Source organism: Thermaerobacter composti, from assembly GCF_033582035.1.
GTDB lineage: Bacteria > Bacillota > Sulfobacillia > Thermaerobacterales > Thermaerobacteraceae > Thermaerobacter > Thermaerobacter composti.
On the sequence record NZ_CP132508.1, the window covers coordinates 922276 to 944995 of the forward strand.

The 22720-nt window shown below is 72.0% G+C and carries 21 protein-coding genes; 13 read left to right on the forward strand and 8 right to left on the reverse strand.

The window, feature by feature from the left end; translation table 11 throughout:
* Window positions 1-378: 378 nt before the first annotated feature.
* Window positions 379-720 carry a ClpX C4-type zinc finger protein gene (locus Q5761_RS03620; protein ID WP_318751251.1) on the reverse strand — a complete coding sequence of 114 codons (342 nt, stop codon included), beginning with the start codon at window positions 718-720 and terminating at the stop codon, window positions 379-381.
* Between the two features lie 365 nt (window positions 721-1085).
* Between Q5761_RS03620 and Q5761_RS03625 the strand changes: the two genes are divergently transcribed.
* Window positions 1086-1247, forward strand: a complete 162-nt coding sequence (locus Q5761_RS03625; RefSeq protein WP_318751252.1) for a hypothetical protein — start codon at window positions 1086-1088, stop codon at window positions 1245-1247.
* Window positions 1248-1731: 484 nt separating this feature from the next.
* On the opposite strand, the gene Q5761_RS03630 is transcribed toward Q5761_RS03625, so the two are convergent.
* Both Q5761_RS03630 and Q5761_RS03635 read right to left on the reverse strand, forming a co-directional pair.
* On the reverse strand, window positions 1732-1956 hold the full coding sequence (locus Q5761_RS03630; RefSeq protein ID WP_318751253.1) for a hypothetical protein: 225 nt from the start codon (window positions 1954-1956) through the stop codon (window positions 1732-1734).
* 232 nt (window positions 1957-2188) lie between these two features.
* Window positions 2189-2674 (reverse strand): NADH-quinone oxidoreductase subunit B family protein, encoded by a 486-nt coding sequence (locus Q5761_RS03635; RefSeq protein ID WP_318751601.1) that lies wholly within the window; start codon window positions 2672-2674, stop codon window positions 2189-2191.
* 675 nt (window positions 2675-3349) lie between these two features.
* On the opposite strand from Q5761_RS03635, the gene Q5761_RS03640 reads away from it, so the two are divergent.
* A complete protein-coding gene (locus Q5761_RS03640; RefSeq protein ID WP_040827211.1) occupies window positions 3350-3676 on the forward strand; it encodes a YnfA family protein in 327 nt (108 codons plus the stop codon).
* Window positions 3677-4019: 343 nt separating this feature from the next.
* Here the strand turns inward: Q5761_RS03640 and Q5761_RS03645 are convergent, their stop codons facing one another.
* Window positions 4020-5171 (reverse strand): LLM class flavin-dependent oxidoreductase, encoded by a 1152-nt coding sequence (locus Q5761_RS03645; RefSeq protein ID WP_318751254.1) that lies wholly within the window; start codon window positions 5169-5171, stop codon window positions 4020-4022.
* A gap of 377 nt (window positions 5172-5548) precedes the next feature.
* Here Q5761_RS03645 and glyA point away from each other — a divergent pair, with 377 nt between their 5' ends.
* Complete coding sequence (gene glyA / locus Q5761_RS03650) at window positions 5549-6823, forward strand: serine hydroxymethyltransferase (RefSeq protein ID WP_318751602.1); 1275 nt, start codon at window positions 5549-5551, stop codon at window positions 6821-6823.
* A 179-nt stretch (window positions 6824-7002) separates the two neighbouring features.
* Window positions 7003-7779: a tyrosine-protein phosphatase gene (locus tag Q5761_RS03655; RefSeq protein ID WP_318751255.1), complete on the forward strand. Its 777-nt coding sequence runs from the start codon at window positions 7003-7005 to the stop codon at window positions 7777-7779.
* A 15-nt stretch (window positions 7780-7794) separates the two neighbouring features.
* Here the strand turns inward: Q5761_RS03655 and panD are convergent, their stop codons facing one another.
* On the reverse strand, window positions 7795-8169 hold the full coding sequence (panD, locus tag Q5761_RS03660; RefSeq protein ID WP_318751256.1) for an aspartate 1-decarboxylase: 375 nt from the start codon (window positions 8167-8169) through the stop codon (window positions 7795-7797).
* 238 nt (window positions 8170-8407) lie between these two features.
* On the opposite strand from panD, the gene Q5761_RS03665 reads away from it, so the two are divergent.
* Window positions 8408-8824 carry an EVE domain-containing protein gene (locus Q5761_RS03665; protein WP_318751257.1) on the forward strand — a complete coding sequence of 139 codons (417 nt, stop codon included), beginning with the start codon at window positions 8408-8410 and terminating at the stop codon, window positions 8822-8824.
* A 3-nt stretch (window positions 8825-8827) separates the two neighbouring features.
* Here the strand turns inward: Q5761_RS03665 and Q5761_RS03670 are convergent, their stop codons facing one another.
* Window positions 8828-9736 carry a 4-hydroxy-3-methylbut-2-enyl diphosphate reductase gene (locus Q5761_RS03670; RefSeq protein WP_318751258.1) on the reverse strand — a complete coding sequence of 303 codons (909 nt, stop codon included), beginning with the start codon at window positions 9734-9736 and terminating at the stop codon, window positions 8828-8830.
* A gap of 443 nt (window positions 9737-10179) precedes the next feature.
* Here Q5761_RS03670 and Q5761_RS03675 point away from each other — a divergent pair, with 443 nt between their 5' ends.
* The 5 genes from Q5761_RS03675 (at window position 10180) to hemG (ending at window position 16175) form a co-directional block, all read left to right on the forward strand.
* The gene (locus tag Q5761_RS03675) at window positions 10180-11511 is read left to right on the forward strand and encodes a quaternary amine ABC transporter ATP-binding protein (protein ID WP_318751259.1); all 1332 of its coding nucleotides are present in this window, start codon (window positions 10180-10182) and stop codon (window positions 11509-11511) included.
* Window positions 11492-12379 carry an ABC transporter permease gene (locus Q5761_RS03680; RefSeq protein ID WP_207669851.1) on the forward strand — a complete coding sequence of 296 codons (888 nt, stop codon included), beginning with the start codon at window positions 11492-11494 and terminating at the stop codon, window positions 12377-12379. The genes Q5761_RS03675 and Q5761_RS03680 overlap by 20 nt, the downstream gene beginning before the upstream one ends.
* A gap of 131 nt (window positions 12380-12510) precedes the next feature.
* Window positions 12511-13446, forward strand: a complete 936-nt coding sequence (locus Q5761_RS03685) for a glycine betaine ABC transporter substrate-binding protein (RefSeq protein WP_318751260.1) — start codon at window positions 12511-12513, stop codon at window positions 13444-13446.
* Between the two features lie 117 nt (window positions 13447-13563).
* Window positions 13564-14625: a ferrochelatase gene (gene hemH / locus Q5761_RS03690; RefSeq protein WP_318751261.1), complete on the forward strand. Its 1062-nt coding sequence runs from the start codon at window positions 13564-13566 to the stop codon at window positions 14623-14625.
* A gap of 5 nt (window positions 14626-14630) precedes the next feature.
* Window positions 14631-16175 carry a protoporphyrinogen oxidase gene (hemG, locus tag Q5761_RS03695; RefSeq protein ID WP_318751603.1) on the forward strand — a complete coding sequence of 515 codons (1545 nt, stop codon included), beginning with the start codon at window positions 14631-14633 and terminating at the stop codon, window positions 16173-16175.
* 239 nt (window positions 16176-16414) lie between these two features.
* Here the strand turns inward: hemG and Q5761_RS03700 are convergent, their stop codons facing one another.
* The gene (locus Q5761_RS03700) at window positions 16415-17869 is read right to left on the reverse strand and encodes a PQQ-dependent sugar dehydrogenase (protein ID WP_318751262.1); all 1455 of its coding nucleotides are present in this window, start codon (window positions 17867-17869) and stop codon (window positions 16415-16417) included.
* A gap of 489 nt (window positions 17870-18358) precedes the next feature.
* Between Q5761_RS03700 and Q5761_RS03705 the strand changes: the two genes are divergently transcribed.
* The 3 genes from Q5761_RS03705 (at window position 18359) to Q5761_RS03715 (ending at window position 21479) form a co-directional block, all read left to right on the forward strand.
* Complete coding sequence (locus tag Q5761_RS03705) at window positions 18359-18973, forward strand: DoxX family protein (protein ID WP_243123237.1); 615 nt, start codon at window positions 18359-18361, stop codon at window positions 18971-18973.
* Between the two features lie 385 nt (window positions 18974-19358).
* Window positions 19359-20033 (forward strand): response regulator transcription factor, encoded by a 675-nt coding sequence (locus Q5761_RS03710; protein ID WP_318751263.1) that lies wholly within the window; start codon window positions 19359-19361, stop codon window positions 20031-20033.
* A gap of 24 nt (window positions 20034-20057) precedes the next feature.
* Complete coding sequence (locus Q5761_RS03715) at window positions 20058-21479, forward strand: sensor histidine kinase (RefSeq protein ID WP_318751264.1); 1422 nt, start codon at window positions 20058-20060, stop codon at window positions 21477-21479.
* A gap of 68 nt (window positions 21480-21547) precedes the next feature.
* Here Q5761_RS03715 and Q5761_RS03720 read toward each other — a convergent pair whose 3' ends face one another.
* The gene (locus Q5761_RS03720) at window positions 21548-22621 is read right to left on the reverse strand and encodes a permease (RefSeq protein ID WP_318751265.1); all 1074 of its coding nucleotides are present in this window, start codon (window positions 22619-22621) and stop codon (window positions 21548-21550) included.
* Window positions 22622-22720: the final 99 nt, after the last annotated feature.

Sequence of the window (22720 nt, forward strand, 5' to 3'; positions counted from 1 at the left end):
CTACTGTAACATTATTGAAAGTTATTCGATAGGACCAAGATGATACACCCGTAGGTATCCACCCACTACTAGTGGTCCCATCACCCCAATCCACAGTCCAGCGACCAGTTACAGTAACACCTGGATACCCAAATATACCGATTCTCGCTGCAGCAGTTCTGCCAGAACGGAAAACAGTGAAGTCGACACTACCACAGTTACCGGTTATGATATGATGTGGTTGGATATCGCCCCCACTGTTAGACTCTGGGGCCACCAACCCTCCCTCGACCGCGTGGGCACTAGCTGACGCCGTCACCAAGCCCCCATAGAGCGCTAACACCACCACAAGAAGTACTGCCCACGTGATAAAATGCAACCTTCTCACTGCGACAAACATCACTTTCCCGCCCGATTCTTGCTCTCTTCGTCAAGAACCATTTTGCAGAGAGAGATGCATTCATTGCAGATGAAGAGGGTGCCGTTCGTCAGAAGCATACCTGCCTGCTTCGGACTCTTAAAGCACAAGGAGCAATTTGTAGATCGTTCTTCCGTTGTATCCACAGTAGCACTACGAAATAGCTTTCCTGCCGTGATTTTACCATCAATGATGTGTATGCACTCTTCTACACACTCACTGCAAATATTCATTTCCAAATCATAGTCATCAGGAGCACTTATGAGCTTGACTTTCGCTTCGGTTTTCCCACAAAAGGAGCAGGACTTTAGTCGATCAATCAATCACACCGCCCCCATAACGAACACATCGGTCGGTTTATCAGCTATCAGCGCATCAGAATCACCCCTTCCAATGGCAACTATGGCATTGAGTTTAACGTAACCGATGGAATCGCGCAAGCCCAAACTTGTCGACGCTCTCACTAGAGATTCGACAACATGTTAAGACGGTGACTCCTTCCTACTGCTTTCGATCATTTCCCGTAAATTCGTGTGTGCACAATTGAGGTCAGGTCCCTCAGCGCACGAATCGGCGCAGTCAAGAGATAAACTTGTGTCGATTCCGCGAGCGGAGGCGGCAGCGGAGTGCAGGTTCGGGTTCGACAGCTGACGGCCCTTCTCGGTGCCATGCTGCCCCAAGAACCCGCATGAATGAAGACGGCTCCGCCCGCACCCACCTCCAACTCGTCGACAGCGTGTGCCAGGGCGGTCGCGTCCGGCAGCGGGTGGTCGCCACCTTGGGCCGGCTGGAGGATCTCCAGAACGGCCGCCTCGATGCCCTGATCGAGAACCTGGCCCGCTTCTCCTAGAGCACCTGGCGGCGGCTCGAAGAACAGGTGGAGCGCCTGAACGTCCGCTGGTCCAAGCAGTGGGGTCCGGCGCTGATCTTCGAATGTGGCGAGAGGCCGAACTGGACAAAGCCTTCGAGGCACTACTGCAAGATCGCCAGCTCGCCTTCGACGTGGCCGAGGCCGTCTTCACCATGGTCCTCAACCGTCTGACCGACCCCTGATCCAAGCATGGCCTGGTGCGCCAGTGGTTACAGGGCGTCTACCGGCCCCAAGCCCAGCAGCTCGATCTGCATCACGGCTACCGCGCCTTTGTCGTTATGGCCGAGCATATGGAGGTGATTGAGGCGAGCATAAGGAGGCGATTGAGGATCGCCTCCTCGCCGCAGCCGGAGAAACGGGACAGGTCTACTCTATCGCAGACAAATCCGTTGCGCCGACATCCGACAGCTCCCGGGCGTGTCAACCCGACTTAGATGAGGAGGTCTCTGACTGAGGGCGGGGATCAGGAGGGTCCCGGCGTGAGGAAGACGGCGTGGGGGCAGAGGCTCGCGTCCATCACCGGGGCCGGGGCCGGTTCCACCCGTTCGAGGTTGCAGGTGCCCCCGTGGTTGTAGTGGCAGGCGCGGGCGGTGCAGAGGGGCTTGTGAGCCCCCGTTCGGGCCTGCCGGCTGCGGACGAACGCGGCCACGTAGCGCTGCCACGGAAGCCAAGGGCCGGGCAGCGGCACGGGCGTGGGCTCGAGGGGGGCAGGGGCTGGCGGCAGATCGGGTGGAGGCGGCAGATCCGGTGGAACCGCCGGCCGGGCCGGCGGCGGGGATACCCGGTCAAAGCCCGGAGAGGTGGTGGAGTCGAGGTCACGGGCGGCCTCCCGCTCGAGCCCCGGTGTGGCGGCCGGGTCGGGACGCGAGATAGGCCGTGGGCCGGCGGGCGGGACTGGACCGGGTGCCCCCTTCTCCGCCTCAGGCCTCATGGGCCACCCCGATGCGCCGGACCTTGTCCTGGAGCTTCAAGATGGCGTGGACCAGCGCCTCCGGCCGCGGCGGGCAGCCGGCTACGTAGACGTCCACCGGGATGATCTTGTCCACGCCGTCGACCACGTTGTAGCCCTGGTAGTACGGCCCGCCGTTGGTGGCGCACGCGCCCATGGAGACCACGAACTTCGGCTCAGCCATCTGGTCGTAGAGGGTCTTGACCACGGGGGCCATCTTCTCCGTCACGGTGCCGGAGACGATCATCAGGTCCGCCTGGCGGGGCGAGGCGCGGAAGACCGATCCGATCCGGTCCAGGTCGGTACGGGTGCCGCCGGCGGCCATCATCTCGATGGCGCAGCAGGCCAATCCGAAGAGCAGATACCACAGGGAATTGGCCCGCCCCCAGTTGACCAGCTCCTGCAGGCGGGCGGTGACGATGCCGGGCAGCCACTGCCACACCCCCGGGATCCGCATGGAGGGGTGGGCGTCGAGGCGGCGGATCACGTCGGGCTCGAGCTCGTCCTGTTGAGAGAAGCGGGGCCCTTCGCCAGCGGGGGCGCCCGTCACCTCGGGTTCCGGGCTCTGGGCGGTGATGGCCCGCGCCCGCGCCTGGCGCTCGCGGGCTTCCTCCGTCGCCGCGGGCTGGGCGCCCTGGCCGCTGACGGGCGTGGGGTAGGGCTTGGCCTCGGCGCGGCGCACGGCGGCCCGGAGGTCGCCGGCGCTGCGGTCCCCTTCGCTCGCGGTGCCCGCTGCGGTCCCAGGGCCGGGACCGGTCGCCGTGGGGCCTGCACGGTAGCGGTCCCTCCCGTCTCTCGCATGCTTGGCGGCCTCCGGGGTACGGTCGCCGTCTTGGAGCATCGGATCACCCCGCAGTCCAACCGAGTGGTGACGAATACGGCTCCGCGTACGGCTCCGCGCCTGTTCCGTAGCGGCGCTGCGTCCGGTGCCCGCGACTGCGGCTGCGGCCGCGGGGCGGGTGGGGTGCCCAGCAGTCCCCGTCCCAGGCCTGTCCCAGGCTTTTTCGGGCCCGGGCGCGCGGGGCGCAGGCGGGACCTGCCCTCGCTTCCGAAGTATGACCAGAATGGGACAAGGCGTTGCGCGAACGAGGTGCTGAACGGGTCGAACGGGAGGGATCGTAGGGTGACGGCACTGGTCAGCCTGGCCCTCTTCGTCCTGGCGGGCCTGGCCGAGATCGGTGGCGGATGGCTGGTGTGGCAGTCCCTGCGGGAGGGCAAGGGGGTCGGGTGGCTGGTCGTCGGGGCGGCGATCCTCTTTCTGTACGGCGTCATCCCCACCCTGCAGCCGATCCCGCACTTCGGGCGGGTGTACGCCGCCTACGGCGCCTTCTTCATCGTGCTGAGCCTGGCCTGGGGCCGCTGGGTGGACGGATGGATGCCCGACCGCTGGGATCTGGTCGGGGCTGCCGTCGCCGTGGCCGGGGCCGTGCTCATGATCTGGGGGCCGCGGGACACCTAAACCGAGGAACACAGGGCCGACGTGGCGGGGGACTGGGGCGACGGTCCGCGGCTTAAGTGCAACGGGCACGGCATTCGTAGGGGCCGGCGCGATGCACCGGCCCCTACGCGACGGAGGTTCGTCCGGAGAACCACCGCTCCCGACCTCCTGATCCGAGGCGAGACCGGTTACGGCTCCGTCCGCCGGAGCGAGCCGTGACGGCTCTGACCAACCCCGGGGCGAGCCGTGACGTTCCCGACCTCCGCCGGGTCCGTACCTTCGCTCGGGCGGGCCTGCCAGGGGCGGGTCCGCGGATTCCACGCTGCCCACCCTGGGCCGCTGTGCCCGGCGCCCGCCCGTCCGGTCACCGCCCCGTGGCAGGAGGCGTCCCCACCGCCGTGCTCGGTGCCGCAGCATCCTTCTGGCCGTCGCGGCCCCGGCCGCCACCGCTGTTGCCCCCGTCACCGCGGCCCCCACGGTCCTCCCGATCCTTCCCCAGCGCCTTGCGCACCGCCGGCGCCACCTTGGTGCCCAAGAGCTCGATGGCCCGCAGCACCTTCTTGTGGGGCAGGGTGCCCACCGTCAGCTGCAGCAGGAACCGGTCGTGGTGGAACAGCTCGTGCTGGTAGAGGATCTTCTCGATCACCTCCTCCGGGTTGCCGACGAAATCCGCGCCGTGCAGGGACCGGGAGAACTCGAACTGCTCCCGCGTCAGCGGCCCCCAGCCCCGCTCGCGCCCGAGCCGGTCCATGACCTCCTTGAAGGCGGGGAAGGCGGTGTCCGCCGCGTCCTTGGAGGTGTCCGCGATGAAGCCGTGGGAGTTGATGCTCAGCCGCGGCACGGGGTGGCCGGCCTCGCGCGCCGCCTGGCGGAACAGCTCCACCAGCGGCCGGAACCGCGCCGGGATGCCGCCGATGATGCCCAGGGCCATGGGCAGGCCCAGCCGCCCCGCGCGGACGGCCGACTCGGGGGTGCCGCCCACGGCGATCCACACCGGGATGGGGTTCTGGATCGGCCGTGGGTACACGCCCCGGTCGCGGATGGGCGGCCGAAACCGCCCCGACCAGGTCACCCGTTCCGACTCCCGCAGCTTGAGCAGGAGGTCCAGCTTCTCCTCGAACAGGGCGTCGTAGTCCCTGAGGTCGTAGCCGAAGAGGGGGAAGGACTCGATGAAGGAGCCGCGCCCCACCATGATCTCCGCCCGCCCGCCGGAGATCAGGTCCAGGGTGGCGAACTGCTGGAACACGCGCACCGGGTCGTCCGAGCTCAGCACGTTGACGGCGCTGGTCAGGCGGATGCGGCGGGTCCGGGCGGCCGCCGCGGCCAGCACCACGGCGGGTGCCGAGACGACATAGTCCGGGCGGTGGTGCTCGCCGACGCCGAAGACGTCGAGCCCCACCTGGTCGGCCAGCTCGATCTCCTCGAGGAGGCGCCGGATGCGCTCCGCCGGGCTGATCAGCTGCCCGGTCTCGGGGTCCACGTTGCGCTCGCCGAAGCTGTAGATGCCGATCTCCAAGGCTAGCCCTCCCTCGTGCGGGCTTATGGCAGGAGGGTGATCCTCCGCCGTCCTTTTGAACATCAAGTTACTTTAGAAAAGTAAGGTAACGCAAGGCCCGACCGCCGGTGCCGTTCTCCGGCGGGCCGACGCCATCGCCGGGTACGCCGGGGGGCCCCCTACCGCGACGAACCGGCGGCCGTGGCGCACCGCCCGCGCCGCGGGGCGGCGAGGGCAGGGGATCGGATGCGATCTGCGAACACTTGCAGCAGGTCGCCGTGCCCGGGGGCCCGGGCCGGTTCGTCCCGGCGGGTGGCGGAGACCGCCGTCAGGAGGCGCCGCCCCGAGGACGCCACCCCGGTGCCGCGAGGCCGCCGAGAGGAGGAGATGCCCCGGTGATGAGCGCGCTGGCCGCCACGGACCCCGAGATCCTCCGCTGGATCCGGGAGGAGCACCGCCGCCAGCGGGAGACCCTGGAGCTCATCGCGTCGGAGAACTTCACCAGCGCCGCCGTCCTGGAGGCCATGGGCTCCGCCCTCACCAACAAGTACGCCGAGGGCTACCCCGGCCGCCGCTACTACGGCGGTTGCCAGTTCGTCGACGAGGTGGAGGAGCTGGCCCGCCGCCGGGCCTGCGCCCTCTTCGGTGCCGAGCACGCCAACGTGCAGCCCCACTCGGGTGCCCAGGCCAACATGGCGGTCTACTTCGCCACGCTCCAGCCCGGCGACACCATCCTCGGGATGGACCTGGCCCACGGCGGCCACCTGACCCACGGCAGCCCGGTGAACTTCTCCGGCCAGCTCTATCGCGTCGTGGCCTACGGGGTGGACCCCGAGACCGAGCGCATCGACTACGACCAGGTGGCACGCCTGGCGCGGGAGCACCGGCCGAAGCTCATCGTGGTGGGGGCGTCGGCCTACCCGCGGGTCATCGACTTCGCCCGCTTCCGCGCCATCGCCGACGAGGTCGGGGCCAAGGTGATGGTCGACATGGCCCACATCGCCGGCCTGGTGGCGGGTGGCGAGCACCCGAACCCGGTGCCCTTCGCCGAGTTCGTCACCTCGACCACCCACAAGACCCTGCGCGGCCCACGGGGCGGGTTCGTGCTGTGCCGCGCCGGCGAGGCGAAGGCGCTCGACAAGGCGGTGTTCCCCGGCATGCAGGGCGGGCCGCTCATGCACGTGATCGCCGCCAAGGCCGTGTGCTTCCACGAGGCCGCGCAGCCCGCCTTCCGCGCGTATGCCTGGCAGGTGGTGGCCAACGCCCGCGCCCTGGCCGAGACCCTGGCCGCCGAGGGGTTGCGCCTCGTCAGCGGAGGCACGGACAACCACCTGGTGCTGGTCGACCTGCGCCCCCTGGGCGTCACCGGGCGCGAGGCGGAGCAGGTGCTGGAGCGCGTGGGCATCACCGTGAACAAGAACGCCATCCCCTTCGACCCCCAGCCGCCCATGGTCACCAGCGGCATCCGGCTGGGTACCCCGGCCCTGACCACCCGCGGCATGGGGGAGGCGGAGATGCGGGAGATCGGCCAGCTCATCGCCGCCGTCCTGCGGCACCGGGACGAACCGGCCCAGCTGGAGCGGCTCGCGGACCGCGTGCGCGAACTGGCCCGGGCCTTCCCGCACCCCTCGGGCGCGACGGCGGCCGAGGCGGCGACCCCGGCCTCCGCGTAGGAACGGGTCCCACGGCCGCGGTGATGGCCCGGACCACCGGCCGGGGCCGGCCCAGGCCGACCCGGGCCTCGCCGCGAAGCGCGGTTCCCCGTGCGGCCGAGCCGTGGCGGTTGCCTCCCTGAGCCGCCATCGTCGGCGGCGGCATGCGGTGGGCAGACTGGGCATCCGGGAGGGAGAGGGTGACCGCAGCAGCTCGCGTCGACGTCCACAGCCATCTGCTGCCGGGCCTGGACGACGGCGCCGCCGATTGGGACGAGGCCCTGACCCTGGCCCGCACGGCCGTCGCCGACGGTACGGCGCAGTTGATCCTGACGCCCCACGTCTACCCCGAGGTCTACGACAACCGGCCCGAGACCATCCGCGGCCTGACCGCGGAGTTCCAGCGGCGCCTCGACGCGGCGGGCGTCCCGCTCCGGGTGCGGCCGGGCAGCGAGGTCTTCCTCGTGCCGGAGACGGCGCGGGCGTGGCGGCGGGGTGAGCTGGTGCCGCTGGGCGGCGAGGGGCCGTACGTCCTGGTGGAGTGGAACATGATCGCGTTGCCGCCCTACGTCGAGGGGGTGCTCTTCGAGCTGCAGGCAGCGGGGGCGGTTCCAGTCGTCGCCCATCCCGAGCGGTACCTTCCCGTGCAGCGACGGCCGGAGTGGCTGGTTCCGCTGGTGGAGCGGGGGGTGTGGCTCCAGATCACGGCGTCCGCCCTCCTGCGACCGCGGCGGGACCCGATCCGACGGACGGCGGAGTGGCTGGTGCGGCGGGGGATGGTCCACCTCATCGGCTCGGATGCCCACAACGCCCATCGCCCGCCGCAGCTGGCGGAGGCCTACCGGGAGCTCGGGCGCCTGCCCGGCGGCATGGAGACCCTGGCGGTGGTCGAACGGGCCACGGCGGCGGTCCTGGCCGGCGAGCGGATCGACCTGCCCCGGCCCGCGGTGCGGCGGCGACGGCGGTTCTGGCTCTGAGGCCGCGACGGCCTGTCACCACGCAGCCGGTTGCTCCCGGACCTCGAGGACCCGGTTGCCCTCGCCCAGGACCACGACGCGGCCGCGGAAGCCGGGGATCTCGTCCGGCGTCAGGTGAGCATAGGCGATGACGATGACCCGGTCCCCCGGCTGGACGAGCCGGGCGGCGCCGCCGTTGGCCGCCATGACGCCGGAGCCGGCGGGACCGGGGATCACGTAGGTCTCCAGGCGGGCCCCGTTGGTCACGTCGATCACCTGGACCAGTTCCCCCGGCAGGATGTCCGCGGCGGCCAGCAGCTCCCGGTCGACGGTCAGGCTGCCCACGTAGCGCAGGTTCGCCTCGGTGATGGTGCCCCCGTGCAGCTTGGCCCGCATGAAGGTCCGGAGCACGGCCGGTTCCCCCTCCCGGGATGGCGTTCTCGCCCGCCGTGGCGGCGGGGATGCGCGGAGCGGCGGGAGGTCCGCGACGGGGACGCCGCGGCCGCCCGCGACGGCAGGCCCGGCCGGCGCGCGGCGCCCGGGCCGTGCGGGGCGCGGTCGCCGCGCGGCGGCGCGGTTGCCGCTGGGCAACAATGTACCACGGGGCCGGGCCCATGGGGTCTGCGGAGGAAGGGGTGTTCGGTGCGCGATGGCCTACTGGCTGGTCAAGACCGAGCCGGCGGTCTACAGCTACGCCGACCTCGAGCGGGAGGGGACGGATTACTGGGACGGTGTCCGCAACAACTTGGCGCAGAAGCACATGAAGGCGATGCAGCCCGGGGATCTGGTGCTCGTGTACCACACGGGCAGCGAGAAGCAGGCGGTAGGGGTGGCCGAGGTGGTGCGCGGGGCCTACCCGGACCCCACCGACCCGACCGGGCGCTGGGTGGCCGTGGATCTCAAGGCCCGCCTGCGCCTGCCGCGGCCGGTGACCCTGGTGCAGATCAAGGCGGACCCGGCCTTCAAGGACTGGGAGCTGGTACGGAACTCGCGCCTGTCGGTCATGCCGGTGCCGGAGCCGCTGTGGGAGCGCATCATGCGCATGGCGGGGCTGGGGTCGGTGTAGGGGTCAACCGGAGGCGGTCATCCCGGCCGGTTCGTCCGGCTCGTAGGCCTCGAGCCACTCGATCACCCGCCGCGTGATCTGGCTCGGTGTGGACGAACCCGCCGTGACGGCGACGCGGCGCGCGCCCTTCAGCCACGCGGGGTCGATCTGCTCCGCGCTGTCCACCAGGTAGGCCGGCTTGCCGGCGATCTCCCGCACCACCTGGACCAGGCGGTTGGAGTTGTTGCTGCGCGGGTCGCCCACGACGATCACCACGTCGGCGTCGCGGGCCTGGCGCACGGCGGCCTCCTGGCGCAGCTGGGTGGCCAGGCAGATCTCGTTGTGGACCTCGGCGTGGGGGTAGCGCTCCAGCACCGCGCGGATCAGCGCCTCGGTGTCCCACTTGCTCAGGGTGGTCTGGGTGACCACGGCGACCCGCGGCGTGGTCGCCGGGTCCAGGGGCAGGGCGTCGAGGTCGTCGACGGTCTCGATCAGGTGCACGTGGCCGGGCGCCTCGCCCATGGCGCCCTCGGGCTCGGGGTGGCCCTTCTTGCCGATGTAGATGATCTCGAACCCTTTGGCCACGCGGTCCTTGATCAGCTCGTGGGTGCGGGTGACGTCGGGGCAGGTGGCGTCGATCCAGGTCAGCCCCTTCTCGATGGCCCGCCGCCGGACCTGGGGCGCGATGCCGTGGGCGGTGAAGATCACCGTGCCGCGGTCCACCTTTTCCAGCAGCGACAAGCGGTCTTCGCCATCCAGCGTGTGGACGCCCTCCCGGGCCAGCTCCTCCACCACGTGGCGGTTGTGGACGATCATGCCCAGGATGTAGATGGGCCGGGGCAGCGTGGGGTCGGCGGCGGCCCGCCGCGCCAGCGCGATGGCGTCGACCACGCCATAGCAGTAGCCGCGGGGCGAGATCTTGATGACTTCCATGGTGGACGGCCTCCTCTTCGGCCCAAGCGAGCACCGTTGGGCTCCTGCCGTGGCGGCTGCGCGGCCCGGCGGTCCGAGGACCTCGCCCCCAGTATAGGGGAAAGGGGCGGGGAGAGAATACCGCCGAAATGCCGCGGAAATGCGGCGCACGACCGGGCGCCGCGGGGACGTCGCCGAGCAGGCCTTGCAGACCGGCGCGCTGTTGTGTTACCAAGGAGGAGGCTGCAGCCCATCGTTCCGGCGAGTGCCCACAACTGGAACCGGCAGGCTCCGCAGGCCGGTTTTTTGTTTCCCCCTGGAACCCCAGGGTCTCCGATGCGGGCCTTGAGGGGCCCGCTCCCAGTCGCCTCCTCTCCATGCGAGGTCGCGCCCCATCCGGCACTGCCCTGCCTTGCTCGCCGGAATGGCCCACCATGACAAGCCACGGGGAGGTGAGCCGACGCGTGGCCCAGATCGTGGTGGACGACGTCTACAAGCTGTTCGGGCCACGCCCCCACGAAGCCCTCGCCCTGGCGCGCGCGGGCCGCTCCAAGGACGAGATCCTGCGGCGCACGGGCCACACCCTGGCGGTGGCGGGGGTCAGCCTGGCCATCGAGAAGGGCGAGATCTTCGTCATCATGGGGCTCTCCGGCAGCGGCAAGTCGACGCTGCTGCGTTGTCTCAACCGCCTCGTCGAGCCCACGGCGGGCCGCATCCTGCTGGACGGAGAGGATGTCACCGCGCTGCCGCCGCGCGCCCTCTTGCAGCTGCGGCGGGAGCGCTTCGCCATGGTGTTCCAGCACTTCGCCCTCCTCCCCCATCGCACCGTCCTCGGGAACGTGGAGTACGGCCTGGAGGTCCGCGGCGTCGACGCGAGGCGGCGCCGCCAGCGCGCCCTGGAGGCGCTGGAGACGGTGGGCCTGGCCCAGTGGGCCGACAGCTACCCGGGGGAGCTGTCCGGCGGCATGCGACAACGGGTGGGCCTGGCCCGGGCACTGGCCACGGATGCGGACATCCTGCTCATGGACGAGGCGTTCAGCGCGCTGGATCCCCTGATCCGCCGCGAGATGCAGGACGAACTGCTCCAGTTGCAGGCGGAGCTGCAGCGCACCATCGTCTTCATCACCCACGACCTCAGCGAGGCCCTCAAGCTGGGGGACCGCATCGCCATCATGCGAGACGGCCGCGTCGTCCAGGTCGACACGCCCGAGGGCGTGCTGGCGCGACCGGCCGACGATTACGTGGCCTCCTTCACCGAAGACGTGGACCGGAGCAAGGTGTTCACGGCGCGCACGGTCATGCGGCGGCCGGAGACGGTGCGGGAGAGCGATGGCCCCCGGGTGGCGCTCCGCAAGATGGAGGAGCTGCAGCTCTCGTCGGTCTTCGTGGTGGACCGGGAGCGGCGCCTGCGGGGTCTGGTGACGGCGGACGACGCGCTCGAGGCGGCCCGGCGAGGGGAGCGGACCCTGGCTGCGGTGGTCCGGCGCGACGTCCCCACGTGTTCCCCCGAGACCACCCTCAGAGACTTGATTCCGGTCATCGCCCGCAGCCCGTGGCCCGTGGCCGTCGTCGACGAGCGGGGCCGGTTGGTCGGCCTGGTCGCCCGGGTGCAGGTCCTCGCGGGCATGGCCGGGGAGGTGGCGGTCAACCCGCCCGAGGGCTCCGGCGAGCCGGCGCAGGCCCACGGTCGCGACGACGGCGCCTCCACGGCCGGAGGGCGGAGCCAGTCCGCCGACGGCGGCGCCGGGCAGACGCGGGAAGGAGGGGATGTATCCGTTGCCGGTGGGGATCGGTGAGATCGACGTGCCGCTGGGGGAGTGGGTGGAGGCCGGGATCTACTGGTTGCTCGACGCCCTGGACCCCGTCTGGGACGCCCTGGCGCAGGGTGTCAGCGGTCTGGTGGATGCGACCACCACGCTACTGGTCGGCAGCCCTCCACTGCTGGTGATCGCCGTGCTGGCCACCCTGGCCTGGTGGCTGCGGGGACGGGGCTTCGGGCTGTTCGCCGCGGCCGCGTTCGTCCTGGTCGCGGCGATGGGCGAGTGGGAGCCGGCGATGCAGACCCTGGCCTTGGTGCTGGCGGCCACCGTGATCGCCGTCGCGTTGGGCATCCCCCTGGGGATCGCCGCCAGCCGGTCCCCCTGGCTGCGGGCGGTCCTGCGGCCCGTGCTGGACCTCATGCAGACCCTGCCGGCCTTCGTCCACCTGCTGCCGGCGGTGCTGTTCTTCGGCGCGGGCGTGGTGCCGGGCTTGCTGGCCACGGTGGTCTTCGCGGTCCCGCCGGCGATACGCCTGACGGACCTGGGGATCCGCCAGGTGCCAGCCGACGTGGTGGAGGCGGGTCGCGCCTTTGGATCCACCCCGAACCAGATCCTGCGCAAGATCCAGCTACCCCTGGCCCTGCCGACCATCATGGCCGGTGTCAACCAGGTGATCATGCTGGCGCTGTCGATGGTCGTGATCGCGGGCATGGCCGGTGCGCCAGGCCTCGGGGCCGAGGTGGTCCGCGGCCTGACGGCGCTGGACATCCCGTTGGGCGTGGAGTCCGGGCTGGCCGTGGTGTTGTTGGCGGTATACCTGGACCGGGTGACGGAGGGGTTGGCCGGCAGGGTGTCTCGACGCGCGGGCGGTCGGGCACGGGACGCCGGCGTCCGGGCGGCGTGACGGTCCGAAGGCCGCGGCGCGCCAGCGGGCGGCCTGGCACCCGCGGGCGGGCTGGTCCTGTGGGAAGCCGCCGGTGGTCGCTCGCGGCGGGGACCGGCGGCGCGAGCCACGAAGGAGCGGGAGGTGGCACGATGCATCGCGATCGGAATCACCGGATTCGTCCACGACGGTGGCGCGGCGGGGGGTGGCGTCCATGGCTGGCCGGGCTGGTGGTCCTCGCCACGCTCCTGCTGGGGGCCTGCGGCGGGATGGGTCGCTCGGACGGGGCGGGGAACGAGGCCAAGGGGACCCTCGAGATCGGCTACATCCCGTGGGACGAGGACATCGCCGTCTCCTACCTGTGGAAAGCGCTGCTGGAAGAGCAGGGATACCAGGTCAAACTGACGCAGGTCGAGGTAGCGCCGCTCTTCGCCGCGGTCGCCAACGGCAGCATCGACCTCTTCCTGGACGTGTGGATGCCCTCGACCCACGGCCAATACATGGAGCGGTTCGGCGATCGGGTGGAGGTCCTGGGCACCTGGTACGACCAGGCCGACCTGGGGCTGGCCGTTCCGGACTACGTGGAGGCGCGCAGCATCGCCGACCTGCCCCGTTACGCCGACCGGTTCGGCAAGGGCATCGTGGGCATCGAGGCCGGTGCCGGCCTCATGCGCGTGACGCGGGAGAGCGCCATGCCAGGATACGGCCTGGACGACTGGGAGCTGGTCCAGAGCAGCACGCCGACGATGCTGGCGGAGCTCGAGCGGGCCATCCAGAACCGGGAGTGGATCGTGGTCACCCTGTGGCGCCCCCACTGGGCGTTTGCGAAGTACGACATCCGCTACCTGGACGATCCCAAGGGGCTGATGAATCCCGAGGGGGCGGAGAAGCTCCAGATCATCGCGCGCCAGGGCTTCCGGGACGACTTCCCCGAGGTCGCCCGTTGGCTGGAGCGGTTCGAGTTGACCCTCGACCAGCTGGCGGCGCTAGAGGCGGCCATCCAGGAGCACGGCGCGGACCAGCCGGCGAAGGGCGTGGCGGCTTGGCTCGAGGAAAACCGCGGGCTGGTGGAGACGTGGCTCCAGTGAGGCGGGGGCCCCTGGCAGGTCGCGGCTCCGGTCCATGCCCGTGGGCGTCCCCGGGCCTTGACCCGACGCCCACGCCGCGCTGCGTGTGCTAACGTGGCCTGGGAGGCGGGAGCAGCGATGGACGGAAGGACGACCGACAACGCCCCCCGGCCCCCGGGGTCGCCGCCCTCCAGCGCGGCGGCCGAGGGGACGGTGCGGGGCGAGGGCCTGCTGGGTCTGCTGGTCATGGCCTACGGGACGCCCCAGAGCCTGGACGAGGTGGAGCCCTACTACACCCACATCCGTCACGGGCGTCCGCCGACGCCCGAGCTGCTGCAGGAGCTGATCGACCGCTACAAGGCCATCGGCGGCCGGTCGCCGCTGCACGAGATCACGGAAGAACAGGCCCGCCGCGTGGCCGCGACGGTGGCCGAGCGCCTGGGCCGGCCGGTGTCGGCCTTCGTCGGCTACCTGCACGCCAAGCCCTTCATCGCCGAGGCCGTGGAGCGGCTGGTGGGGGCGCGGCCGCGCGAGGCGGTGGCGCTGGTCATGGCCCCCCAGTACTCGGCGGCCAGCGTGGCCCTCTACCAACAGGCGGCCCGCGAGGCGCTGGCGCGGCACGCCGGCGCACCGCCGGTGCACTTCATCGACCACTTCCACGGACACCCCGGCTTCGTCGCCGCCCTGGCCCGGCGGGTCGAGGCGACGCTGGCCGCATTGCCGCCGGACCGACGGGACGGCGCGGTGGTGGTCTTCACCGCCCACAGCATCCCCCAGCCCGTGGTGGACCGGGGCGATCCCTACCCGCGCCACGTGGAGGAGACCGCGGCCAAGGTGGCGGCGGCGGCAGGGCTCCAGCGTTGGCGGGTGGCCTACCAGAGCGCGGGCCGGACGGCCGACCCCTGGCTGGGCCCGGACGTGACCGACGTGATCCGGGAACTGGCCCGGGAGGGGGCGCGGGCGGTGGTGGCCTGCCCGGTGGGCTTCGTGGCGGACCACCTCGAGGTGCTCTACGACCTGGACATCGAGGCGCGGCAGGTGGCGGAGGAGGCGGGCGTGGGCTTCGCGCGCACGCCGTCGCTCAACGCCGATCCCGACTTCATCGAGGTGCTGGCCGACCTGGTCCTCGACCGCCTGGGCGCGACCCGGCACGAGGCCGCGGCGGCGGGAGCGCGCGCGGAAGACGGGGGGGAGCCGTGACGCCCATGGCCTCGCCGCTGCGACCAGGGACCGCGGCACTACGCGTCGTCGTGGTGGGGGGCGGCATCGCCGGACTGGCGGCCGCCCTCCGTTTGTTGGAGCTCGCCCGGTCCCACGGCGCGAGCCTGGACGTGCGGGTGATCGAGGCCGCGCGGCGGGTGGGCGGGAAGATCCAGACCGAGCGGGTCGGCGGCTTCGTCATCGAACAGGGGCCCGATTCCCTGGTCACGTCCAAGCCCCACGGCCTCCAGCTGGTGCGCCACCTCGGGCTCGAGGACGACCTGGTGGCGCCCGGTCCGGCGGCTGGGCGCACCTTCATCGTCCACCGGGGACGGCTGCGGCCCATGCCGCAGGGGTTCTCCCTGGGCGTTCCCCAGAGCGTCCGGGCCCTCTGGGCGGCGTCGCTCTTCAGCCTGGGCGGCAAGGTGCGGGCCAGCCTGGAGCCCTGGCTGCCCCCGCGGCGAGACGGGGCCGACGAGTCCATCGCCGCCTTCCTGCGGCGGCGCCTGGGCCGGGAGGTCGCGGATCGGCTGGCCGCTCCCCTCCTGGCCGGCGTGGCCAGCGGCGATCCGGAGTCTTTGAGCATCCAGGCAACGTTCGCGCAACTGGTCCGTCTGGAACGCGAGTTCGGGAGCCTGATGCGGGGGATGGCCCGCCGGCAGCGCAGCTCGGGGACGAACGGGCCGGACCGGGACCCCGCGTCGCGCACAGCGCCGGATGGGGAAGGGGGTCGTCGGCCTGCGGCTGCGCACCCTTCGCCGTTCGTCACCCTGCGCGGGGGACTCGGCCGGTTGCCCGTCGAGGTGGCGCGGCGCATCGTGGCGCTGGGGGGCCGGATCGTCCCCGCCACGCGCGTCGTCGCGATGGAAGTGGTGCCGGCCGGTGCGGCGGGCGGCCGTCCGGCCGCATACCGCGTGCACGCCGCCGACGGCGGTCGGGAGACGGTGGACGGCGTCGTGCTGGCCGTCCCCGCCTGGGCGGCGGCCGCGCTGGTCGAGCCGTTCCTCCCCGCGGTGGCCGAGCGGCTGGCGGCGATCCCGTACAAGTCCACGGCGGTGGTGGCGCTGGCCTACCCGCAGGAGCGGGCCGGTCGGCTGGACGGAAGCGGCTTCATCGTGCCGCTGGACGAACAGCGGTTCGTCACGGCCTGCACCTGGGTCTCCAGCAAGTGGCCCGGCACGGCGCCGCCGGGGATGGCCTTGCTGCGGGCCTTCGTCGGCCGGCCGGGGGAGGACCCGCTGGTTCTTCCCGACGAGGAGCTGGTGGGGCGGGTGCGTGCCGACCTGGCCGAGCTGGCCGGGGTGGCGGGCGAGCCGGCGCTGGTGCGGGTCTACCGCTGGCCGCGGGCCATGCCGCAGTATCCCGTCGGGCACCTGGAGCGGATGGCGGCGGTGCGGGCGGCGCTGCAGGAGCACCCGCGGCTGGTCCTGGCCGGTGCGGGGTACTTCGGGGTCGGCGTCCCCGATTGCATCCGGCAGGGCGAGGCGGCGGCCGAGGCCTTGTGGCAGGCTCTCCAGGACCGGTCCCGGGCGCCCCTCGCCGGGCGATGAGCCGGCCCCCGAAGGGCGGGGCCCCGAGCCACGTCCCGCACGACGGGCCTGCGGGCGGCCTTGCGGCGGACGAACCCGCCCGACGCAGGACGAACCCGCCCGACCCCCGGTACCGATGGCGCACCCCCGGTGCCCATGGCGTGCGGCGGCGCCGTGGCCCGCTCCCCGACGGCTGGGGGGTGGGGGCGGCGACGCGACACCCTGCGGGCGGAGCGCACCGGCGGATCCCGGCCCGACCCTCAACTGACCGGACACGCCCGGAGGATGCGGTCGTCCCGGGGGCCCGGCTCGCCGCGCCCGTCGCGGTTGCTGGTTCCGAAGTAGACGCAGCCGTCGGGGCCGATCTGCACGGCGCGGATGCGTCCGTACCGTCCCTTGAAGAGTTCCTCCTCCTCGACCACCCGCACCCCCGACGAATCGAGGCGGACGCGCCGCAGGTGCCGCCCCGCGCTGTCGGGCGAGAATCCCAGGGTTCCGAAGAAGAGGCTGCCGTCCCACGCGTGGACGGGCCCGCGGTAGAAGGCGGCCCCCGCCGGGGCGATGATCGGGTCGTAGCTTCGCAGGGGCGGGGTGAAGCGGCCCCGGTGGCTCGCGGGGGCCACGGCATCGGGCCAGCCGTAGTTGGCGCCCGGTTCGATGCGGTTGATCTCGTCCCCCGCGTCGGGGCCGTGTTCGACCGCGAATAGGCGGCCCGTCACGGGGTCGAAGGCCAGCCCCTCCGGGTTGCGGTGCCCGTAGGAGTACACGGGGTTGTCGGGCCCCAGGGGGTTGTCGGGGGGAACGGAGCCGTCGGGGTTGAGGCGGAGGATCTTGCCGTGGAGCGAGCGCGGGTTCTGGGCCTGCGCCGCCGCGCGGGCATCGCCGGTGGTGACGTAGAGCTTGCCGTCGGGGCCGAACTCCAGCTGTCCGCCGTCATGGATGGACGAGGCGGGGATGCCGTCGAAGACCACCGTCCGGTCCACCAGCCGCGGGGACCGGGCGCCGGGGCCCGAAGCGCCGCCCGATGCCACGGCGCCAGGGTCGAACCGGAACCGCAGGACGCGGTTCACCGCGGCGCCGCGCCCGCGGGTCTGGTACGTCTGGTAGACGTAGACGTACGGCGGGTCCGGGAACCCGGGGTGGAGGGCGATGCCGAGGAGGCCGGCCTCCCCGATGGCCAGGGTATCGGGCAGGGAGGCCAGGCGGATCACCCGGTCGCCGTCCAGCAGGTTGATCCGGCCCGGCCGCTCGGTGAAGAACATCCGGCCCTCGGGGTCGAAGGCCATGTCCCAGGGGACCTCGAGGCCCGCGGCGACTTCCTCGACGCGCAGGACGACCCTGCCGCCCCCTGCGTCCCCCGTGCTCGGACCGGTGCCGTCGCCTCGCCCCGCGGGCGATCCCGGCTCGCCTTCCCCTCCCTGGGCGCCGCCGGCCGCCTGGGTGTCGTCGCCCGGCGGCGTGGCCGGTTCCTCCGCGGTCGGACCCGGCACCGTCCCGGTGGCGCTGCCGCCCGGAGGGGAGGCCGGTCCCGCACCGCCGTCCTCGGGTGCCCCACCCGTATGGGCAAGCCAGGCCAGCGCGCCGGCGGCCACCAGTAGGATGGCCGCGACCGCCACCAGGCCCCACGGTCCGGGTTTCCCGGCGGGTGCCCCCGTGCTGCGCCACCGGCGCGGGTCGGGGACGCGCCGGCCGTCGGGTCCGCGGTGCGACGTCATGGACGACCCCCTCGTTGGGAACTTCGGGGCCGGGAGGATGGTTCCTGGTGATCCTCCGACGAACGGCAGTGGAGGTGGACGTGGAATGACCCGCCGTGCCAGCCCGTCTTCGATCAGCAGCGCGGGGAAGTGCTTGAGGCGGCGGTCGACCCCAGGCGATGAGGTGTGGGGCGCAGGCCGGCGTCGGGCATGCAGCCGGGCAAGGTGGCCGTTCGGGCCTCGGGTGGACCGGTGGTTCTGCGCCAGACCTCGCCTTCCCGGCGGTGAGCGGCAGCCGGTTCGTCCGGCCGGTTCGTGCCTCCGCCTCCTGAGGGCGCTGGGGTGTCGTCGGCATCGTCGGATCCCTCCTCCTTCCCCTCTCACGGCACCGGCGCAGGCCGACGAGGCTCGTGCGTGCCGGCTGAGCGGACTTCTCAGCGACCGCTCAGATGGCGCTCATGTGGGCCTCAGCCTTGCCTCCCATCCTGGAACCGGAAGGAGGCGACGGCCATGGCGACGACGGGAAGCGTGGGCGCCGTGAGACCGGCGCGGACGGTGGAGGGCATCAAGCAGCAGCACGGCGTGTTCACCGAGCCGCCCGTGGTGCGGTGGCTCTTCAGCGACACCCGCTCCGCCTGGATCTGGTTGGTGCTGCGGGTGTGGCTGGGATGGCGGTGGCTTGAGGCGGGACTCGGCAAGGTGGGCAACCCGGCCTGGACGGGCGACCAGGCGGGGGCGGCGGTGGCCGGGTTCCTGAAGGGGGCGCTGGCCAAGACCGCCGGCGAGCACCCGGACGTGCCCGCCTGGTACGCCTGGTTCATCGAGCGGGTGGCCCTGCCCCATGCACCACTCTTCGGGCACCTGGTGGCGTACGGCGAGGTCCTGATCGGCGTGGCGCTGATCCTGGGCCTGTTCACCGGCATCGCGGCCTTCGCCGGAAGCTTCATGAACGCCAACTTCCTCTTCGCCGGCACCGTGAGCAGCAACCCCGTCATGTTCATCGTTGCCACGTGGCTCGTGCTCGCCTGGAGGGTGGCCGGCTGGTATGGGGCCGACCGCTGGGTGCTGCCGGCCCTGGGTACGCCCTGGCAGCCTGGTGCGGTGTTCGCGGGACGGCGGCGGTAGCGACCGATCGGCAGCGTCGAGGGAGCCCCGGCGCTCGCCGGCGGTGGCGCCGGGCGGCGGCAGCCGGGGCTCCGCCCTTTCCGCCTGGGGGGTCAGGCGGGGAAGGCGGCGATGTCGCCATGCAGTCGGCGGTGGCGACGAAGTCCGCGACGGCGCCGGCCAGTGGCCGGCGCCGTCGCGCGGGCCGGGGACGGCCTGCCCCGCGTGCACCCGGCTGTGCAACGCACGGGCGCGGAGGCCACGGCGACCCCAGCGGCCGGAAGGGTGTCCGGATCATGCCCCCGCCGAGGCGCCCCGCCGCATTGACCGCCATCACGGCCCGCGGCGACAATGGGAGCCGGGGACTGCCGCGGCGGTACCGCTCCGAGGGGCGGAGGGAGAGCGCGTGGAGCGCATCCTGGTGGTGGACGACGACCCCGCCGTCACCAGCCTGCTCAAGCGGGGCCTGTCGTACGAGGGGTTCACCGTGGACACCGCGGGCTCCGGCGAAGAGGCGTTGAAGATCGCCCGCGAGCAACCGCCGGACCTGGTCATCCTCGACATCATGATGCCCGGCATGGATGGGATGGAGGTCCTGCGCCGGTTGCGGGCGGCCGACCCCGAGTTGCCGGTGCTGTTCCTGACGGCCCGGGACGCGCCGGCCGATCAGGTGCGGGGGCTGGAGGCCGGCGCCGACGACTACGTGGTCAAGCCCTTCACCTTCGAGGTCCTCGTGGCCCGCGTGCGGGCCCTGCTGCGGCGACGCCAGGCGGAGCGGCCCCAGGTCCTGCGCTTCGCGGACCTGGTGCTCGACACCGGTACCTACACCGCCCGCCGCGGTGGGCGCCAGATCCACCTGACCGCCCTGGAGTTCAAGCTCCTGCACGAGTTCATGCGCCACCCCCGGCAAGTGCTGCCCAAGGACCAGCTCCTGGAGCGGGTGTGGGGCTACGACTTCGGCGGCAACGCCAACGTCCTCGAGGTGTACGTCAGACAGCTCCGCCAGAAGCTGGAGGCGGAGGGGGAGCCCCGGTTGATCCACACGGTGCGGGGCGTGGGCTACGTGTTGCGGGAGGGATGAGCGCTGCCCCTGCGCTGGCGCCTGGTGGTGTGGTTTGGCGCCGTGATGGCCGTGGTGGTGCTGGTGGGCTCCATGGCCAGCTACGCCTTCCACGCCCGCGCCCACTACGAGGCCGTCGACCGCGCCCTCCTGGCCGCCACCGCCGCCGCCGTGGCGGACCCGGCTGCGCCCAGCCACCTCGGGCATCTGGCGGCCCAGCAGGGGGTGGCCATGGCGCTGCGGCTGCATGCCGCGGACGGCCGGCTCCTGCAGCGCTCGCCCGACGACGCGGCGCCGGCGGTGGACCCGCGATCGGTGCTGGCTCGCCCATCCGGACCCGCCTACGGCTTCTTCCCAACCCTGGCGCCCTCCATCGTGGACATGCCGCCGGTGGCGAAGGGCGCCTTCGGCACCCTTCACGACGGCCGGCAGCGGTGGCGCGTGTTCGTCCGGCCTGTGGACGACGGTGGCGAGGGCGCGGGGGAGGGCCCCGGCTACGTGGTAGCCCTCTCGCCGCTGGGGGGCCTGGACGCATCCATGGCCGACTTCCGCGTGCTCCTCACCGGGCTCGGGGCGCTGGGACTGGTGGTGGCCGGCGTCGGCAGCTGGGCGGTGGCGGGAAGCGCGTTGCGCCCCGTGGCGCGGCTGACGGAGACGGCCCGCGCCATCGCCGCCTCCCGCGACCTGTCCCGCCGCGTGCAGGCCGCCGGGCGTGACGAGCTGGCCATGCTGGCCGCCACCTTCAACCAGATGCTGGACAGCATCGAGACCGCCTACCGGCTGCAGCAGCGGTTCGTCGCCGATGCCTCCCACGAGCTGCGGGCGCCCCTGACGGCGATCCTGGGCAACCTGGACCTGCTGCGACGGCGGCCCGACCTCCCCCCGGAGGAACAGGCCCAGGCCCTCGCCGAGGCGCGACGGGAGGCCGAGCGTCTGAGCCGGCTGGTGGCCGACCTGCTGGCGCTGGCGCGGGCCGACGCGGGGGTGCCCCTGGCGATCCAGCCCGTCGACGTGGACGCCGTCGTCCTGGAGGCCTTCCAGGAGGCACGCGGGCTCGCCCGCGGCCAGGAGCTGGTGCTGGACCCCTTGGAGCCCGTGCGGATCCGCGGCGACGCGGATCGGATCAAGCAACTGCTGCTGATCCTGCTGGACAACGCCATCAAGTACACGCCCGCCGGCGGCCGGATCACCCTGGGGCTCCGCGCCGGTCCCGATGGCGGTGCCACCCTCACCGTGGCCGACACCGGGGTCGGCATTCCTCCCGCCGATCTGCCCCACGTCTTCGAACGCTTCTACCGGGCCGATCCCGCCCGCAGCCGCGATCCCGGCGGCACGGGGCTGGGACTGTCCATCGCCCGCTGGATCGTGGACCGCCACGGCGGCTCCATCGCCATCGACAGCGCGCCGGGCCGGGGCACGACGGTGACCGTCCGCCTTCCAGCCGAGGCGCCCTCCGCCGCGGGCTGAGGGCGACGGACCGCCCTCCGTGGACGGCGGGATGCCGCGACCGTCCCGCATCGATGACAGCCTTCAGCTCAGAGCAGGGCCGCCGCCACCAGCCCGCCGGCTACGCCTACCAGCGTCACGGCCAGGGTGACCACCCCCAGCGTTCGTGCGCGGAAGGACCGACCCAGGATCACCAAGCCGGGCAGGCTGACGGCCGGCAACGTCAGCAGCAGGGCTGCGGCGGGTCCCGTCGGGAGTCCGACGGCCATCAGCCCCTGCACGATGGGGATCTCGGCCATGGTCGGGATGACGAACAGGGTCCCCGCCAGGGCGATCAGCGGCAGGGCCAGGGGCGCATGGGCCCACTGCCCGATGCCGGCAGGAAAGAACACACCCCCCAGCAGGCCCGTGAGGAACACCATCACGAGGTATTCGGGCACGATCCACGCCGCCAGGCGCAGGGTGCTTCGAAGCCACCGGACCGGCCAGGACGCCGAAGCCGGGTGCGGCGTCCGGGTCGCCGGGTGTCCCGTGGTCGCAGCCTGGGGCGGGTGGCGCTCCTCGGGGAAGAGCCGATCGACCAGAAGGCCGATCCCGAACACCATCAGCACCCCGAAGATCAGGCGGACCAGGCCGAAGGGCCACCCCAGCACCATCACCAGGACGGCCAGGGTGGCGGGATTGAGGACGGGATTGGCCAACCAGAAGGCCACGGCCGCACCTGCCGAGGCGGACTGCCGCCGGAGCCCCGCCACCACGGGCGTGGCGCAACAGCTGCACATCATGCCGGGAAGGGCGAAGAGCCCTGCCAAGGCCACGGCCCGGGGACGTGCCCCCAGCAGTCGTTGAATCCACGTTGCCGGTAGGACAGCCTCCACGGCCCCACCGAGGACGAGGCCCAGGAGAGCGGCCTGCCACACGCTCCGGAAGTACTCGACCGCATAGCTCCAGGCGACTCCCAGGTTTACTGCCGTGAAGTAGCCCTCCGGCCCGAACAGCGACGATCCGAGGGTGTGGGTGAGGGAGACGGCGAGGAGGCGATGGTAGTATGGTAGCCATTTGACGTAGGCCAGCCCGGCGACGGCGACGAGACCGGCGGCGACGACGGCGGCCGCCGCAGCGCGTCGCGGGCTGGACCCCGGGGACCAGACGGGAGACGCCATGGGGGACCCTCCTCCGGTTGCGGCCAACCGCGGGACGCGCGGTGCGGGTCACGACCCCATCTTATACCAACCGAGCGCTTGCGGAGCACCCGAGCGCTC